Source organism: Lactobacillus sp. XV31L, assembly GCF_059900865.1.
Map to the genome: position 1 here is coordinate 69,456 of NZ_JBWXGC010000004.1, position 16,628 is coordinate 86,083.

At 42.9% G+C, this 16,628-nt stretch carries 12 protein-coding genes and 1 pseudogene; 1 reads left to right on the plus strand and 12 read right to left on the minus strand.

The genetic code is table 11. The annotated features are described in order from the left end of the window. Positions 1-27: 27 nt before the first annotated feature. From AC2JF7_RS03765 to rlmD, 12 genes and pseudogenes are all read right to left on the minus strand, one after another. Positions 28-1,356, minus strand: coding sequence for a PTS sugar transporter subunit IIC (locus AC2JF7_RS03765; RefSeq protein ID WP_500727253.1), 1,329 nt, complete (start codon positions 1,354-1,356; stop codon positions 28-30). After that, a complete protein-coding gene (locus AC2JF7_RS03770) occupies positions 1,353-2,588 on the minus strand; it encodes a DEAD/DEAH box helicase (RefSeq protein ID WP_500727389.1) in 1,236 nt (411 codons plus the stop codon). The genes AC2JF7_RS03765 and AC2JF7_RS03770 overlap by 4 nt, the downstream gene beginning before the upstream one ends. Beyond that, complete coding sequence (locus AC2JF7_RS03775; protein WP_500727255.1) at positions 2,585-3,292, minus strand: GH25 family lysozyme; 708 nt, start codon at positions 3,290-3,292, stop codon at positions 2,585-2,587. Before AC2JF7_RS03775 ends, AC2JF7_RS03770 begins: the two co-directional genes overlap by 4 nt. Before the next feature lie 133 nt (positions 3,293-3,425). After that, a complete protein-coding gene (locus tag AC2JF7_RS03780) occupies positions 3,426-4,427 on the minus strand; it encodes a D-2-hydroxyacid dehydrogenase (protein ID WP_500727257.1) in 1,002 nt (333 codons plus the stop codon). A 161-nt stretch (positions 4,428-4,588) separates the two neighbouring features. Continuing rightward, positions 4,589-5,773, minus strand: a complete 1,185-nt coding sequence (locus tag AC2JF7_RS03785; RefSeq protein ID WP_500727258.1) for a metal-dependent hydrolase family protein — start codon at positions 5,771-5,773, stop codon at positions 4,589-4,591. A 370-nt stretch (positions 5,774-6,143) separates the two neighbouring features. Further along, a pseudogene (locus tag AC2JF7_RS03790) lies at positions 6,144-7,026 on the minus strand (restriction endonuclease). 128 nt (positions 7,027-7,154) lie between these two features. Beyond that, on the minus strand, positions 7,155-7,364 hold the full coding sequence (locus AC2JF7_RS03795; protein ID WP_500727260.1) for a hypothetical protein: 210 nt from the start codon (positions 7,362-7,364) through the stop codon (positions 7,155-7,157). Between the two features lie 145 nt (positions 7,365-7,509). Continuing rightward, positions 7,510-8,220, minus strand: coding sequence for an N-6 DNA methylase (locus tag AC2JF7_RS03800; protein WP_500727262.1), 711 nt, complete (start codon positions 8,218-8,220; stop codon positions 7,510-7,512). Then, positions 8,220-12,638, minus strand: a complete 4,419-nt coding sequence (locus AC2JF7_RS03805) for an Eco57I restriction-modification methylase domain-containing protein (protein WP_500727263.1) — start codon at positions 12,636-12,638, stop codon at positions 8,220-8,222. Before AC2JF7_RS03805 ends, AC2JF7_RS03800 begins: the two co-directional genes overlap by 1 nt. 268 nt (positions 12,639-12,906) lie before the next feature. Then, the gene (locus AC2JF7_RS03810) at positions 12,907-13,755 is read right to left on the minus strand and encodes a P-loop NTPase fold protein (protein WP_500727265.1); all 849 of its coding nucleotides are present in this window, start codon (positions 13,753-13,755) and stop codon (positions 12,907-12,909) included. Between the two features lie 44 nt (positions 13,756-13,799). Further along, complete coding sequence (locus AC2JF7_RS03815; RefSeq protein ID WP_500727391.1) at positions 13,800-14,210, minus strand: P-loop NTPase fold protein; 411 nt, start codon at positions 14,208-14,210, stop codon at positions 13,800-13,802. A 143-nt stretch (positions 14,211-14,353) separates the two neighbouring features. Then, a complete protein-coding gene (gene rlmD / locus AC2JF7_RS03820; RefSeq protein WP_500727266.1) occupies positions 14,354-15,700 on the minus strand; it encodes a 23S rRNA (uracil(1939)-C(5))-methyltransferase RlmD in 1,347 nt (448 codons plus the stop codon). Positions 15,701-15,870: 170 nt separating this feature from the next. On the opposite strand from rlmD, the gene AC2JF7_RS03825 reads away from it, so the two are divergent. Further along, entirely contained in the window at positions 15,871-16,578 is a 708-nt protein-coding gene (locus tag AC2JF7_RS03825; RefSeq protein WP_500727268.1) for a Bax inhibitor-1/YccA family protein, read from the plus strand. Positions 16,579-16,628: the final 50 nt, after the last annotated feature.

A 16,628-nucleotide genomic window follows, 5' to 3' on the forward strand; every position in this document is an offset into this window, starting at 1 on the left:
AAGGGCCAAAAGTCAATTTTTTCGTAATTAATATTGCTGTGTGAAATAGTTTTGGGGACTGTTGGCATCAGCAATTTTATCAGCGGCAAAGACAAATGGAGTCCAGATGGCCAGGGCTATTAACATATTGACAATACACAAGACGATAGCGCGCCAGTCATAGTTGCAAGCTAAGAACGGTCCAATAATTGGTGGTACAATGCCGGGAATGGCAGCCTGGACAGGATTGACCAAGCCCATCATGGTGACCCAGTAGGAAAAAGCTACGTTGACTAACGGCGCCGCAACAAAGGGGATAAAGTAGACCGGGTTAAGGACCACTGGCAAGCCCAAAATAATAGGCTCATTAATATTAAAAATGCCCGGAGCCAGGGCCACTTTGGCAATGGTGCGGTAGTCACTGCGCTTAGAAAACAGCAAGATAGCTGCAATCAACATCAATGTGCCACCTGTTCCACCAAACCAGACGAAAACATTAAAGGAGTCATGCACCCACAAAAATGGTGCAGAGTTTCCATCTTTTACTGCCGTCACATTAACATTTTGTGCGGTCAGCCAGATTGAATCAAGTACTGGGGCCCAAACACTGAGGCCATTGATGCCAAAAAAGCCAAATAGCTGCACCAGTAGCGTCACCAAAAGGACCATGCCAAAACCTTGCCCCAGCTTTACTAATGGCGTTTGAATCGAATGTAGCAGCCAATTGCCAAAGAAAGTTCCTGTGACTGTCTGAAAGACCAGATTAATCATACCCACGCTGAAGATGGCAATAATTGCTGGAATTAAGGAATCAAAGGCCGTTTGTTCTGCTTGCGGCAGACTGGCAGACATGTGGATTGTCAAGCGCGCCCTGATGCAAAGTGCAAAAATTGAAACGCCGATCGTGCCAAACAAGATAGCAGTAAAAATTCCAGTAGTTGAAAATTGGGAAATATCAAATGCATGATGGACTGCAATAGTCTTGTCCCCCACCTTCAAATGGGTCAAGTTAGCAATACTCATGGCTAGTGACGATAGCGAAACAATTGCTCCCGCAATTGGATCAACTTCCATGCTTTTAGCCAAATGATAGCCTAAAGACATTGACAAAAAGAGTGCAAAAAGCGCAAAGGTTCCACGCCAGACAATGTCACTGGCCAGTACAAAGGGTTGCATCGCCCAGGCAAAGGCATGCCAGCCAAAGTGTGTTTTGGCCGCTGCAATCAAGCTTTTAATCAAGACCGCAACCGAACCAACAAGTGTGATCGGCATTACTGAGACAAAAGCATCCCTAAGGGCCACAAGCCAGCGTGTCTGCGCTAACTTATTGGCAAGCGGTAAAACATAATCTTCCAACCAGGCAACTAAACGACTCATCTTTCTTCCTTCTTCTTCAAATAATGTGGGTGATAGCCCTTATTTTTGAGGTGGCGCTTTTTGTGCTTCTTCTTTTTACTAGTAGCTTGCACTTCTTTAAGCGGCAATGATATCGGCTTTTCCTTTTTTACTGGTATCTGGGTTGACAACTGGTCGCCTGCAAAGTAAACACGCTCAAGCTGGACCGAATTGTCTAGCAATTTTTTCAAGTCACGCAAGTCATGATCGTCACCTAAAGTAACAACATAGCCCTTGGCACCCATGCGACCTGTACGACCGGCGCGGTGCAGGTAGGTGTTGGTTTCACTTGGAATATCAAAGTTAACAACATAGGTAACACCGACAATATCAAGACCGCGAGCAGCTAGGTCCGTTGCTAGCAGCAACCTGGTTCTGCCTGCCTTAAAGTTTCGTAATGCTTCTTCACGCTTTTGCTTGCCAAATTCATTGGCCAATAGACCAAACTTGGTTTTGGTGTGGGCCAATATCCCTGCAAAACGCATCATCGTTTGATTGCTATCAAAAAAGAGGATGCCCTTAAAATGGCCAAGCCGCATTAGCCGCTGCACAAAGTCAACCTTATGATTATTATCAATCTGCAAGAAATAATTTTTGACTGTGCTCTCTTGGTCAGGACGCACGTCCACCAGCTCAAAGTGCCGGTCAAAAAGCTCATCGGCTTGGCGCGTAACCTCCGATTCAGTAGCACCAAAGAGCAAAATCTGGGAATCAGGTCTCATGTTTTGCCCTAGTGAACTGAGAAGCTCCATCTTGCTGAATTCCAATATATCATCAGCTTCATCAATTACCAGGATCTTAATCTGCTCTACCTTAATGCGCCCACTTGAGAAAAAGTCAAAGAAGCGCCCTGACGTAGCCACGACCACTTCAGGGTGCTTTTTCTTTAAGTTGTCTTCTTGGCGCTTGCGATTGCCCGCTCCAACTAGGGTAACGCCTGTAAGTTCCAGTGCATTAATAAAAGGATCAATAGCATGACGAATCTGCACCGCTAATTCTGTTGTTGGGGCAAAAATAACTAGACTGCCTGCTTTGCCTGGCTCAAGCTGTTCCATGGCAGGCAAAGCATATGCTAGGGTCTTGCCAGTTCCTGTCTTGGCCAGGGCAATACAACTGGCGCCACGGCTAATCGTCTTGGCTGTTTTTTCTTGAATTAAGGTTGGTTGGTCAAAACCCATTTTAGTTAGAACTGCTTGAATTTCTTTTTTCATTATTGTGTTAACTGCCCATATTTCTGTTTATATTGCATTACTGTGCCGTTATATGCCAGCATGGCCACCCGGTCTTCTAATCCCTCGACAGACTTCACCCGTCCGCTATTAGTGTAGCGCCAAAAGGAATACTGCATCTTGTTTGGCGCCTTTTTGCCTCTAGTAATAAAAATAACGCCCCGAGGAAAATACTTCTTATACTTGACCTCAATTTCCACCATCACCCGCTTGCCTTGATTCTCAAGCAATTGCGTGAATGCAGCCATCTGCTTAATATAGTGCAGGCTATGATCATCAACAGCTGGCTCGATTAAGACAGGCAGGCTACCTGTATTTTTACCCACTTTTTTTATAAAGTAGCGGTAGTGCTGCAGGGGCGTTGATTCATTACTATAAGCGATGCTGGTACCAAAGGCCAATTTTGTTCCCAAAATCTGGTCACGGTAGGACAGATAATGGTCATCAAAGTATGATCGTCCCTGGGTACTTTTCAGGTAAACAAAGGAAATGCCATTAGCCTGCAATTCATGCAGGTCAATATATCCGTAATTTTGGTTTAATTCTACGCCAATTGCACTAGAATTAGCAGCCGGCGGCAAGGTGGTTTGGCTGTTCATGTTGGCCAAGCCTGTAATCAAAAGTCCTACCGCAGCGGCTAGCAAAAGCAAGATGGCCGGTAGCGTATATTTGTGATGAAACCTTTCCATCTCTTGCCTCCGACTATTTTCTACTATAGCTATTATATCAATATTACAATTATAAAGGATAAAAGCAAAATTTGATAATTTTGCGAAAAAAAGATGACTAATCTTTAAGATCAGTCATCTAATGAGGCAAACACTATTCATTAACGGGATAAACTGGTGCTTGCCCGTTTAAGACCCGCTTAACATCCGTCATGCTCTGTTCAATCATGTTTTTAACTGCCGTTTTGGTGTAATAGGCTGAATGCGGGGTGAAGACCACATTCGGCATCTTTGCCAGCTCCTGGTAATCTGCCGGCAGTTCACTTAGGTCATTAAAATGCTTCATGACGATTGCTTCTTCACCCGTCATCACGTCCAAGGCTGCACCGGCAATTTCCTTGCTCTTCAACGCGCTAATCAAGTCCGCAGTATTAATAAGGGGGCCACGGGCGGCGTTGATGATCACAGCGGTATTTTTCATTTCTCTAAACTGCTTGGCACTGATCATATCCTCCATGCCCGGCTCAAGTGGCGTGTGCAGAGTGAGAATATCCGCCTCCTTAACTACAGTGTCAAAGTCAGTATACTCAAGAAAGGCTTCATTGGCTGGATTTTCTACTACATCATAGCCAATGACGCGTGCCCCTAAGGCATGGAATATTTCTGCCGTAGCTGAGCCAATCCTGCCCAGACCAATAATACCGACCGTTTGATTATAGATTTCATCACTCATCAAGTCTGTGCTGCGAACAAAGTTCAGGTCTTCTCTTTCGTTTTTGAAAATCGGCCCCCACTTGCGCAGTAAAAACATGGCAGACGTTAACGTGTTTTCAGCAACGGCCCGGGGCGAATAGGCTGGGGTGTTGGTAACCAACATCTGGTACTTGTGGACATAGTCCCAATTGATGATGTTGTAGCCAACAGATCTTAAGGCAATCTGGCTAATTCCATAAGCGGTCAGTTTTTGATAGACCACTTCATCGTTAATGTCAAAGACCTGCAAAACGCTGACCACGTCGTACCCCTTGGCTTGGTCAACTGTCTCTGGGGTCAAGTCGTCTGCGGTCGTCACTAGCGTGTCTTCTGGATGCTGCTGACTCCACTTGTCAACGTATACCTGCTGTTCTGGGGTCATGTTATATAGCAAAACTTTCATTGATTAAATCCTCCCTTGCGAGTAAATGTCTTACTCATATTTTAACCATCATTAACAAATAATTACAGTTTTATTTAAAAAATTTAAGATAACTGTTTTTTTAACTGCTACTCCAAAAGATTGCTAGTCAGGTCAACTCATGTGCCACTTTTACAGGTTAGCTAATAAGCTCGCTGCCCCTTCTTGTAGACCTGCTTGTCTTCTTGAACAACTGCGGCAATTTTTTCTAAGGGATTTTCATCCAAAACTAAAAAGTCTGCATACTTGCCCTCTTCCAAGGTGCCATATTCATCTGCAATCTTCATTAACTTAGCTGAATTCAGGCTGGTTTGAAGCGCCTCAAAATTAGTGAAACCTTGCTCAACCAACAGAGGCAGTTCTTGCGGTGTCATCGTAAAGTCATTAAAAGGCGTACCGGCATCAGTGCCCAGCGTAATTGGCACACCAGCATTTTTGGCATACGTGATGTTGCCCCGTAAGTCCTTCCAAGCAGCCGCAATCTTGGCCATTTCCCATTCAGGAATCTTGCCCGGCGCGTACTCAATGAAGGCCCAAGCCCCCACAATTGTTGGGGTCAGGTACGTGCCCTTCTTGAGCATCAATGCAATTTCTTCGTCATTGACATAAAAGCCATGCTCGATACTGTCAACGCCGGCTTTTATAGCATTTAGAATGCCCGGGTTGCCCTCAGCGTGGGCTGCGACAATAAAGCCTTTATGGTGTGCTTCCTCAACTGCAACATGAATTTCTGCTTCGCTAAGTTGAGGATCATCCATGAAATCATTTTCAGTCATTACGCCGCCTGTTGCCATGACTTTAATAGCCTTTGCCCCCTTCTTGATGCCCCGGCGGACCGCCTTGCGCATCTCATCAGGTGAATCAACCAGATGGGCAAAGTTGGGCAGGTCACCGTGGCCCCCAGTCATTGAATACGGGCGACCCGACGGCATGATTTCCGGCACACGGGTCAACTTGCCTTCCTTAATCAAGTTATTTAAGGCGATATCGATGTCAAAAGAGCTGCCACATTCGCGAATATAAGTCACGCCTGACTTTAACAGGTCGTGTAAATGCCCTACGCTGCGCACAGTAGCCTCAACTACGTCGGCACGCGTATCGCCATCTGCTGTATTCGAATCCATTACAATATGAGTGTGGCAGTTAACCAGCCCCGGCATCACGTACCTGCCCTGCAGATCAATTGTGCGGTCAGCTGCTGGTATTTGACCACTGGCTAGCGCAACTATCTTGCCCGTTTCATCATCCACCAGCATGTATTGATCTTGTTGGATCTTTTCGTCTTTGCCATTAAAAATTTTTGTATTTGTAAAAACCGTCTTCGCCATTTGTTGCCTCCTAAATAAAAAAGCACTCAATCCTTGTATCAAGGACGAGTGCTTCGTGTTACCACCTTTAATTTGTTTACTGCTTACGCAATAAACCTCACTGGCTGCCATCTAGCAGCCTGCACTTGATAACGGGTGCATTCCGCTGCCGGCTAACTGTCACCGGCAGGCATCGTTTCCAAGCCCATATTCACTACTTGCTGCCTGCCGGCTTCCACCATTGCCAGCTCTCTTTCAAGGCGCCCATCAGCAGCTACTCTGCTCTTCAAGATGAATCTATTAATTTAGTTTTCATTTAAGCATGCAAGATAGGCTTTGTCAACTGCAGGCAAGGAAGTGGGCTTGGTGTTTACTTAACTAGGATAAATAGTTAGTCCTTGTCCGTATAAAAATCATCCAGATGGTAGGTTGTCCTGGGCTCAACGTGGTACTTAAATTTAGCCACTAAATTGCAAATCCCATCGCCGTTAATGAGCGTGATAATTCTCGTGCCCCGCCGGGCAGTCTTGATTGCTTCGCGCGAAAAGTCAGATGTTGTAATAAAGATACCGAACTCGGCATTGTACTTATCCATCGCCCCGCGAAACTTATCAATCTGGGACCGGGACGTTGCCCTGCCAGCGCTTGGCCTGCAGAGCGACGCGCGTCGTCCGGTAATCGTCCGATTGAACATAGCCAAAGCCGTCTAGACCACCATCGGCAACGTAACTTACCCCAATTTCCGGATCCACATCAATTCCCATCCTGGTTAAAAGACCGCGGCAAAATAACTCAAACTTTTGCGGATGCATTTTCAAAAGCGCATCGAGCAGTTTTTCCCGCCAGGTCTCGGCTTCCTCGTCATCATCAATTTGTTCATTAACTTCCTGCCTAATCGTCTGCTTAACTTTCTTTTGACTCGTACTTTGCGCCTCAATAATGGGCCGCACATCCCGTGCAGCATCAAACGTTGATAGGTCAATGCTCCGCCCCTTCGCCGAAAACTCAACAACATGATTGCTATCATCGATTAGATATCCGGCACAAATTAAATATTTAACAGCATAATTTAAAGTCCAAGTAAAGGGACTGTATGGCTTGCCAGTCTTCTTTGATACTTTGATTTCATCTATCTCATCTTCAGAAATCACCGTTGAACTCTCGCGCAGTTCCTGGCGAATTTCCTTCCTGGTTACGGGATCGCCTAACCGGCGCATGGCAACCAAGATTTCTTTCATCGTTAAATTTTCGCTAATGATTTGCTGATCGGCCATTGAACTTGTCCCCTGCATTTTTATCTTTGCTATCTAATTTTCCTTAATTTAATTCTAGTACGTTTTCTGCCAAGCAAAAAGGATTCACTGCTAGCACAACGCCAATAGTGAATTTTGTTTTTATGGATTTATACTTCATTATTTAGCCCAGCGTTTTTTCCAGGCAGACAAATCGTTGAATCCCTCGCTACTATCCTTAACAAGCCCGAGTTTTCGGCCCTGGTCAAAACCAGCGCCTTCTCCACTTCTTGGGGCAGCGGGATAGTCTGCTGCGTGCTTTCTTTGCGATTAACCTGGTAGATGAAGCCCTTATTATGGTTAAATTGTGCAATCAACATCTTAACCACGGCTGCCGCGGTCAGGCCGATGGCCAGTGCATTCTTCCCAACAATAACGTTTCAACCACATAAGAGTAAAACAAAAGGGCGTTGTAATAACGTCCTTTTGTTCTGATGCAATAACACCCACTGATTAGTTAAATACTTATTCTAATTCTTCTTTATAAATATCTGTCCACCTGACAATTGCGTATTTCTTCTCCGGCGTCTCTTCCTGATCATCCTGTTCAGTTTCAGAATAATCAGCAAACAAATCGAGTTCCTCAAACTGCTGCTTCTGTGCACTCTCAGGTTCGCCACCGTTGAGAATCGACTCAAAGGTATATTCTAAACGTTCAACCTTCTTGACCCTACCATTAATGAGCTTCCATTCCGAAAAGATAATCGGTGATCCATCAGCCGTCGTGCCTTTTAAAGCATCGCCCTGAGCAATATTAGCCTTAATAATAATTTGGGCACTCTTTAAGACATGACTATCTGGCCTTGTTGCCGAAAACTTTGTGATCGTCACATGACTGTACTGTTCGGTAAAAGTCATGATCATGTTCATAACTAGCATCTCCACGTTGTCTTCCATGATTTCAATACCATAGAGTGTGGACAGGGCAATCAAGCAATTTTCACCGTATTCCTTTGCCGTCTGACTCTGATCCTCAGCCACATGCATCTTTCTTTTTAGCAGTTCAACCAAAAATGCTCCTTCACCTGCAGCAGGTTCTAAAAAAGTTGCAGTTAGGTCTTGAATCTTGGCCTTGATTTCTGGTTGATTCAGCATGAAATTCACGATTTTCTTCGGCGTGAAAACCTCGCCCAAGTTTTTAACCCGCGCGGCAGACTTGATTAAGTTCTCTTCCATTAGTCCATAGCCTGTACTTTCGTCTCGATGAAGTTAATCTCATCTTCAGACAAGTTATATTTTTTGTATAATTGCTGGTCGATTTCAGCAACCGACTTGGTCCAATCAATATCTGACTCTGGAGTAAAATCTTGAAGAGGGACTAAACGCCAAGTTTCTCTATTATTGTGTTGTGTAACCTTTAGTATACCCAACATTATTCTAGAAAATTTAGCTTTTATATATTTCATTACTGCATTTGCTTCCAATAAATTATCAAAAGAACCGACACTAATAAAAGTTTCAGTACTACCCATTAGTGGGGTACCGATTAGTGGGGTACTGAGCCTTTCCCCCAAAGATCCGCTCCCATTAGCTTGCGGAATAAAAACTTTATACTTGTCTAAATTATGCTTATTAAACACATATTCTTTTCGTATAAATTTTTCTTTTCTTTTACTTTTTTCTCTTCCAATAATTTTTACATATTCGTGTCCATCATTAGGTTTGCTATCAAAAAACACTTCCGGGATTATATTAAATATATTAGATGACATATCATAATCATGTCCTTTGCTTATTCTTTCTATAAAGTCTGGATGATCTTCATGTATTTTCTTAGTAAGCTTATACGCCGTTCTAGAATATATTATGTTACTGAGACTAATAAAATTATTTGTCATAACTTTATGCATGATAGAATTTAGGTCTTCATAAGGAATAAATATGTTAGCTGGACTATATTTTTCTTTTATTGATTCGAGATTCTTAATTTTATTCCACAGTAGAATTACAATTCCACCTTTTATATCCGTTCTAGGAAAAAGGTCTGAACTCACCGGAATGTACTTAACAATCTTCATATGAGTGTCATTTAGTATCTTTTTAGTCCAGTCTTTTGGAGCACTACCTGCATCAAATAAAAACCTGGCTGGCGTGATTAATATTACTAAATTACTCAACTGGTTTGACAAATCAATAAAATCATTATAAATAGGAGCATGATAAGTATCGTTATCACCCTTGCTAGTATCTTGATATGGTGGATTCCCGATTATAACATCAAATTTCATATTATTAAATAGCCCCTCAATCTTTTGTGCTTCTTGATCAACATCTTTTTTCGAGTCTTCAACAATATTGTCAACAAATTCAATGTTTACATCCATGTCATGATAACCAACCAAGGTCCTGCGGGCAATTGCTGCTGCCATCGGCGTCTTGGCAATCGCGAAAATGTTCTCGCGCAGAACACGCTGCCAGATCATTAGCTCATCTTCAAGGCTAAATTTACCAGCAGCATCATTGTTCAGCTTCTGGTATTCACGCCAGTAAATTGACATCGCCGCATACAGTGGGTAAAGTCCGGTCTTGGCATTAATTTCCAGGATATGGCTACTCTTAGAAAAGATCTTGTCCGTATACTCGGTATGAATCCAGTGGTTAGCACGCTTTCCTTCAAAAGTCGTATACTGATATTTATCATCATAGAAGCAGTAGCCACCAAGCGTCATGCCTAACTGCATGTTGACCACGCGCCACGGCGTTAAAACCGTTTCCTTGTCGGGATTGCGAAAGGTGCCAAAGATTTCTGCCAGGTGCTCAACGCGGTCAATCGGATCTTCCCTGTCTAATTTCTTAACGCGCTGCCGGATGATCCTGCCAGCTTCAATAAAGACGTCTTGGTCATAGTACTTGCTGAACTCATGGAACAATTCCTTGGTTACGCCTTTTGGCATGAACTCTTGCCAAGACTTATCATCAACCTGGTCAATGAACTTGCGAATATTCACATCTTCGTCCAGTTTGACGTCCATTCCATAAATCATCATCGGAATTCGGATTGAAATCGACCGCAAGATAGAAATCATCGTTTTACGCTGCTTCTTTAACTCTTTCATCTTATCGATAGCAGCTTGTTCAGCCTCTGTCCGTTGCCGCTTTGGTTTCTTTTCACCTTTAAGTGCGCTGTCATACTCTTCTTGGTCAAGTCCTTGATTATTAACGTCAATCTTCTCGGGCTTCTTTTCGGCTTTGGTTGTTCCCACGATGGCCTTTAGGTTGTTAAAGGCTTCGAGGTCCTTTTCCTGCAGCATTAATAGGGCATCACTGTACAGGGAATCGTCATCAAAGCCGGTACGCACAGCCTTTTCGGCGTATACACGCTTAATCTTAGCCAGAAGCTTATCCACCTTATAGGGTTTCATCCCTTGACCGGATTCACCAATAATCGGCAAGAAGTTGAGCAATTCTCCCATCTTGGCCTTTTGAACACTTGATGTTAACTTTCCCACACCCGTGTTCAGCTTGGTTGAAGCCGCCATTATTTTTAGCGCGCGGTCGGGTGCAAAGTCAAAGATGTAGCAATTTGTCTTTTTGCCAAACGTCGGTGACGAATATGGTGTCTGTGCCCTGAAGGCGGCCTGCAGGTACTGCATCGCACTATTGGTGTTGGAAAGAAAGACAACGCCTGTCCACGGCTTAATGGTAACACCCGTAGTCAGCTTCCGCACCGTTAAGGTGATTGTCTTAGTGGCCGCCGGATCGGGACCGATGGCATCGTTGACTTGCTGGATATCACTTTCGGAAGTTATCCCGTTATCGTCCTCACCATTAACGTTGCGAACCACGTTGACGATTCGATAATCAATTCCAAAAACCGGGTGTCGCTTCAGCAATTGCTCTAACGCATTGGCCTCCTTCACGCCCGACATAATCCACAACGTATGACGCAAACGCGCACGAAATTCCTTGGTGGAAAACGGGTAGTTAGTTTTCTTATCCGGCTGGGTGATATTGTCTAAGAAGTGCCGCACCTTATCTTCATAAACAAACTTCCCCTGGTCATCAACCCTGAAAAACTCCTTGAAGTTGAACGAGTGCGCTTCATCCAGGAACTGTGCTTCCTTGAGCTTCTGATTCATTTCGAAGGTATACATCGAAACCTTAGGCAGGCCGTCATACGGGTTAGGCTCATCCGGATGATCCTTATTCCAAGTATACTTGGCTTTCTGCTCCATGACATAATCCCAGGTATAGGTCGTATCTTCATCATACTGATCAAGAATGTTAAAGGGCGTGCCCGACAACTCTAAGAGCTTGGTGTGCCCCTTCTTAACAACTAAATTAGTAACGTTTTGGGCCAGGTCGGTCTGCGTACCTTCGTGTGCCTCATCGACTATTACTAAGTCCCAGTCAGTCTCAAATAATTCCCGGTTTTTGTCGCCGGCAGTGCCACCCACAGCCTTTGATCCACGCAAATCCTGCAGACTGGCAAAGTAAATAAAAGGCTTGTCACTCTTTAAAAGGTAGTCAAAACTCTCTCCTTCCTTCTTGGAGCCATATAAATACCCTTCTTCAGCCATGCCCAGCTTCTGAAAGTCATTAAACCAGCCCTCATCAACAACGGGTCGATGCGTCATAATCAAAACGTGCCGGTACTGTTCATCCTTTACTAGCTGCAGGGCCGACAAGGTCTTGCCAAAACGCATTTTGGCATTCCAGAGCATTTGGTCATGTTTCTTAAACGCCTTCTTTGTCTTCTTAACCGCTTCTTCCTGCTCTGGGCGCAGAACTATCTCGATACTTGTGTTATTTGCAGCGGGCGCATCAATTGACTTGCGTCCCTCTTTGACGGCCTTAATGGCAAGCTTGGCGGTATCAAGATCGGTCTCAAACCATTCTTGGCCCGTTCCCATCTCTTTTTTCTTGATGCCTGAACGCAATAAAACCTCATGCACATCATAATCACGGAACCAGCTTCGATCAAACTTGCGATAGGCCAATTCTGCCCACCCTAACTTATAAGGAACACCAGCTGTACCCATATATTGTTTGATTCTACGCTCAGCTACTCTTCTTAAATCGGAACTGTTGGGCTTGTTGTCCATCTCATAATCATCTATCGTGGCATCACCAACTTTTTCTAAGCCAACGTAAGCAGGCCATTGACCATCCGTATTGTCGCCCGTTTCAACATAGATTAGTTTGCGCTCTGCAGTCTGATACAATTTATGATTTTGTGGTTCGACAAAATTAGCAACGTCCTCTTGGCCGTCAAAATAACTGTTAAAGAGCCATACTAAAATTTTATATAGTCCCTTTAATCCCTCTAACGCCTCAATCTTATCGTATTCCTCTAGGGTGTGGGCGGCTTTGTTACCAACAGCTTTTAATTTGTAAAGAGTATCGAGAATTTCCCTATCTGCCAGATTTTTGTACCTCAACATACGCAAATTATCATTAAAGGTGGCACGCGCATCGACATCCACGTAGTTTAAATCCAAGACCATCGCAACAACATTTTCAATAATCTTGCGGATTGATTCAAATTCATTGCCAAATTTGCCAATAGCGTATAAGTCCTCGGTATCCTTGGCAGCATCATACAAAGTTTGCGTATCCAGATCTTTGGTTAAAAATTCAAAGTTACTTTCCATACTCAATTACCCGTTTCAAAGTCTAATTTTGTTTTCATATATAATTATACAAGATTAAACGTCTTCAATGCAGCTTTAGCACAATTGATTTTTAATATTTATAGATTGCTAATGAAGTAAGAAGATTCTTTGGCTCAAGAATTTTGCTATTACAACGATTCATAAATATTTTGAAATTTCTATCAATAATCATAGTTGTCTAAACATGCAGATTACAACGTAATTAATCAAGCTATAGATTTTAGTCGTAATTTTTATCAATCTTACACTATATATTTTTATACATTGCACCATCTGAAACAAGACTTATCATGTCACAAATCCGTTTTTTATTTCTTTCAGAATTTATGATTACTATTCCATCACCAATGTTTATATTCTTAGAATTATCCGCATCTACGAACAACCCATGGTAAATTTTTTGAGCACATATCTTTGAATCGTTGTCGTTGTCTTCGTCCAGTCCAACATACTTTTTAAAAAGTTTATTTGTACCTATAAATTCAATAAAGCTATTATCATCAATACCAGAAATTGTGTCACTAAATAACTTGCTATTAATCATCTTTAAAGCTATAAAATAAGGTATAATAAATACATTTATAATTTCTTCTCCCTTTGTTTCAGCAAATAATGGCGTTTTTGATATTCTAGCAATTATACTTTGAAGCACTATGCTTGTTCTACTGTAAAAATGATTCAATTCCCTTAAACTAAAATCAAAGTATTTAGTGATATCTTTGCGATATGAATCAAAAAGAGTAATCTTAGTTGACGGAACATTGAGAACCTCCTGATAATATTTGCTAAAATCAGGTTCTGGAAGGTAAATTACAAAATCAAAAAATCGATCAAGATACCTATCACCATCAAATTCAGAACCATAAAACTTTTTGATAGTATTGTTTAGTTCTAGCAAATTCACAGAAAACACAAAAGTTATTCGTTCATTTTCAAAATAATGTTGAACTCTTTCTAATAACTTAACAGCATAAGTGGGACGGCATCTATCTAATTCATCAATAAATATGACCAGTCGTCCATTTTTGGGTATCAATGATGTTAAAACCTTATTAAACTCATCTTGGATATTTTCTTTAGGGTTGAATGAATTCAAAAGTTCATGAATATTTACATCGACTATCTTTTTTACAGCAATCTCTATGAGCTTTTTTCCATTTTAATCGCTTTATCTTTAACTTCTGATTTTAAAACGAATTCGGCAGATGCTATATTTTTTGATAAAGAAACAATTGGATCAATTTCGCTATCATTTTGCCATGCATCAAAATATACGGTTTTATAATTTATCTTTTTAACGTCATCTATTTTTCCATTACAAACCGTTTCTATAATAGACTGACTTTTCTCTTCATTACTCTGTATTTCATTTAAGCAATCCAGTAGTAACTTACATTGTTTAACAAAAAAAGTTTTTCCTGTTCCCCACTTACCATCAATGGCTATAGACCAAGACTCACTTTGTTCATTTAGCATCTCAATGAAATGAAGAATATTCTTATTTCTTCCAGTTATATCATTTAAAATAGACTCAACAATATTTTCCCTTATTGGTTGTAAATCTGTTTTTTCATTACAGTATCTCCAGCACTTTTACCCTAATTTATTCTTATCATACGAATTATATAGTAAATCCAAAAATAATGAAAATGCACTCTTATCACTAAGAGTACATAATTCTTAATTATTCAACTTTACCCCTTCTCCAGTACCGTTACGGCTTCTACGTGCGGGGTCTGCGGGAACATGTCGACGGGATCGATGCGACTGAAGGTATAACCGTTCTTTTGAAAGTCCTGCAGGTCGCGCACCAGTGTGGCTGGGTTGCAGGAAACGTAGACGATCTTCTTCGGCTTGGTCTTGACGGCGGCCTCTATGAACTCAGGCGTCAGGCCCTTCCTTGGCGGATCAACGAAAATCACGTCGGCCTTCATCCCCTTGGCGGCCCACTTCGGCATGACCTCCTCGGCCTTTCCGGCAACGTACCTGGCATTGTGGATGTCGTTCAGTTCGGCATTGTTGTTGGCATCCTTGACCGCATCGCGCACGCTCTCAATGCCGCGCACCGCCTCGACGTGCTTGGCCACAGTCAAGCCGATGGTACCAATACCAGAATAGGCATCGATCACCGTGTCGGTGGGCTCAAGGTCGGCCTGCTTGATGGCCAGGTCATACAGGCGTGGGGTCTGCAGCGAGTTAATCTGGAAGAAGCTCTCCGGCGAAATGCGAAACTTGACGTCGCCGATCTGGTCGGTGATCTGCGGCTTACCGAAGATCAGGTAGTCGACCTTGCCCAGGATGACGTTGGTCCTTTTTGGATTATAGTTCAAAACCAGACTGGTCACGCCCTCAATTTCCTTAATTGCTTTGGCTACTTTAGGCAATTGCCTAAAGTCTTTATGCAGGCAGACCAGGATAACCATAATTTCACCTGTAGCTTTAGAGCAGCGAATGTCTAAGTAGCGAACCTCGCCCTTGTTATGGATCTCGTCGTAGGCCGGCACGCTGTATTCACGCAAGATATCGCGCACTGCCACTAGAACGCGGTCAATCTCAGGGTCAGTGGTGAAAAAGTTGGTCAAAGGTACCAGGTCATGCGAGTGACGGCGGAAGAAGCCGATTTCAAGCTGACCATCTACCTCGCGCACCGGCACCTGGGCCTTGTTGCGATATCCGGTTTGTTCAGGACTAGGCAGCGTCTCGCCCACTTCAACCTTGTCCAGGTGAGCTTTTTGCAGCAAATTGACCACCTGGGTGCGCTTGAAGTCCAGCTGCTTGTCGTACTTGATGTGGGCCAGCGACGCCAGGCCTGTTTGCACCCACTCGTTTAGCTTGATATTAACGCGGTCGGGGCTTTCTTTGATAATTTTTTCAATCTTGGCAAAGGCAAAGTGCTTCTTCACCTTCAATATTTTCGCACTGACAGTTTCACCTGGCAAAGCACTGGTGACAAAGATCGTCATCCCCTCATAGTGGGCTACGCCCATCGCCTCGTACGATAAGTCGGTGATTTCTAAGTCGATTATTTGATTTTTTTCCATATCTTGTCCTTTTTTACAAACACTAGTTAACATACCTATTTTACTCGAAATTGTGGTAAAAGTAATCTCTCTTGCCAGTCTAAATATTGTCTTAAGTCAATTCGTTTTCCTTCACTCTTAACCTTGCTTATGTTAATTTAAGGGCAATATCAAAAGAAAGGACATGCTCTATGAATAACTTTGATACTAATTCTGATAGACGCCAAATCCACTCCATTTCTGAAACTAACAGTTTCTTAACTAAAATGTATGCACTGATGGGTGGTGCAGTGCTCATTTCCGCTCTGGCTGCTTACTTGACCATGACTGTGTTTCGCAGTGCCGTGATGAGTTTGCCGGTTGGCTTCATGTGGTTAATCCTACTAGTTCCATTTGCGCTTTCAATGGGCATCAGCTTTAAGGCAAACCGCAATCCAGTAGCCAGCTTAATCATGCTGGCAGTGCTAGCCGCCATATACGGCTTTGAGTTTGCTCTCATTGCTGGCTTTTACACAGGCACCCAGATCACCTCTGCCTTTGTATCCTCAGCCGCCGTCTTCATTGCCATGGCCCTCTTTGGCACTTTGACCAAACGGGACTTAACCAACTGGAATTCCTATTTGAGCGCAGCCCTGCTAGGCTTCCTAGTGGCCTGGATTGTCAACATGTTTTTGCACAATCCAACCATTACCTATATCTTTTCCTTCATTGGCGTAATTATCTTCACTGGCCTGATTGCCAGTGACGCCAACAAGATGAAAGTCATCTACAATAACTATGGGGACCAGGTTTCAACTAGCGGTTTGGCCGTTTTGGGTGCCTTGCAGCTTTACTTAGACTTTGTCAACATCTTCTTGTTCTTGCTTGAAATTTTTGGTAATAATAACAGCCGCAACTAGTTTTAGGAAAAAAGTATAATCAAAAGCTTCTGCCAATATTTATTGGCAGA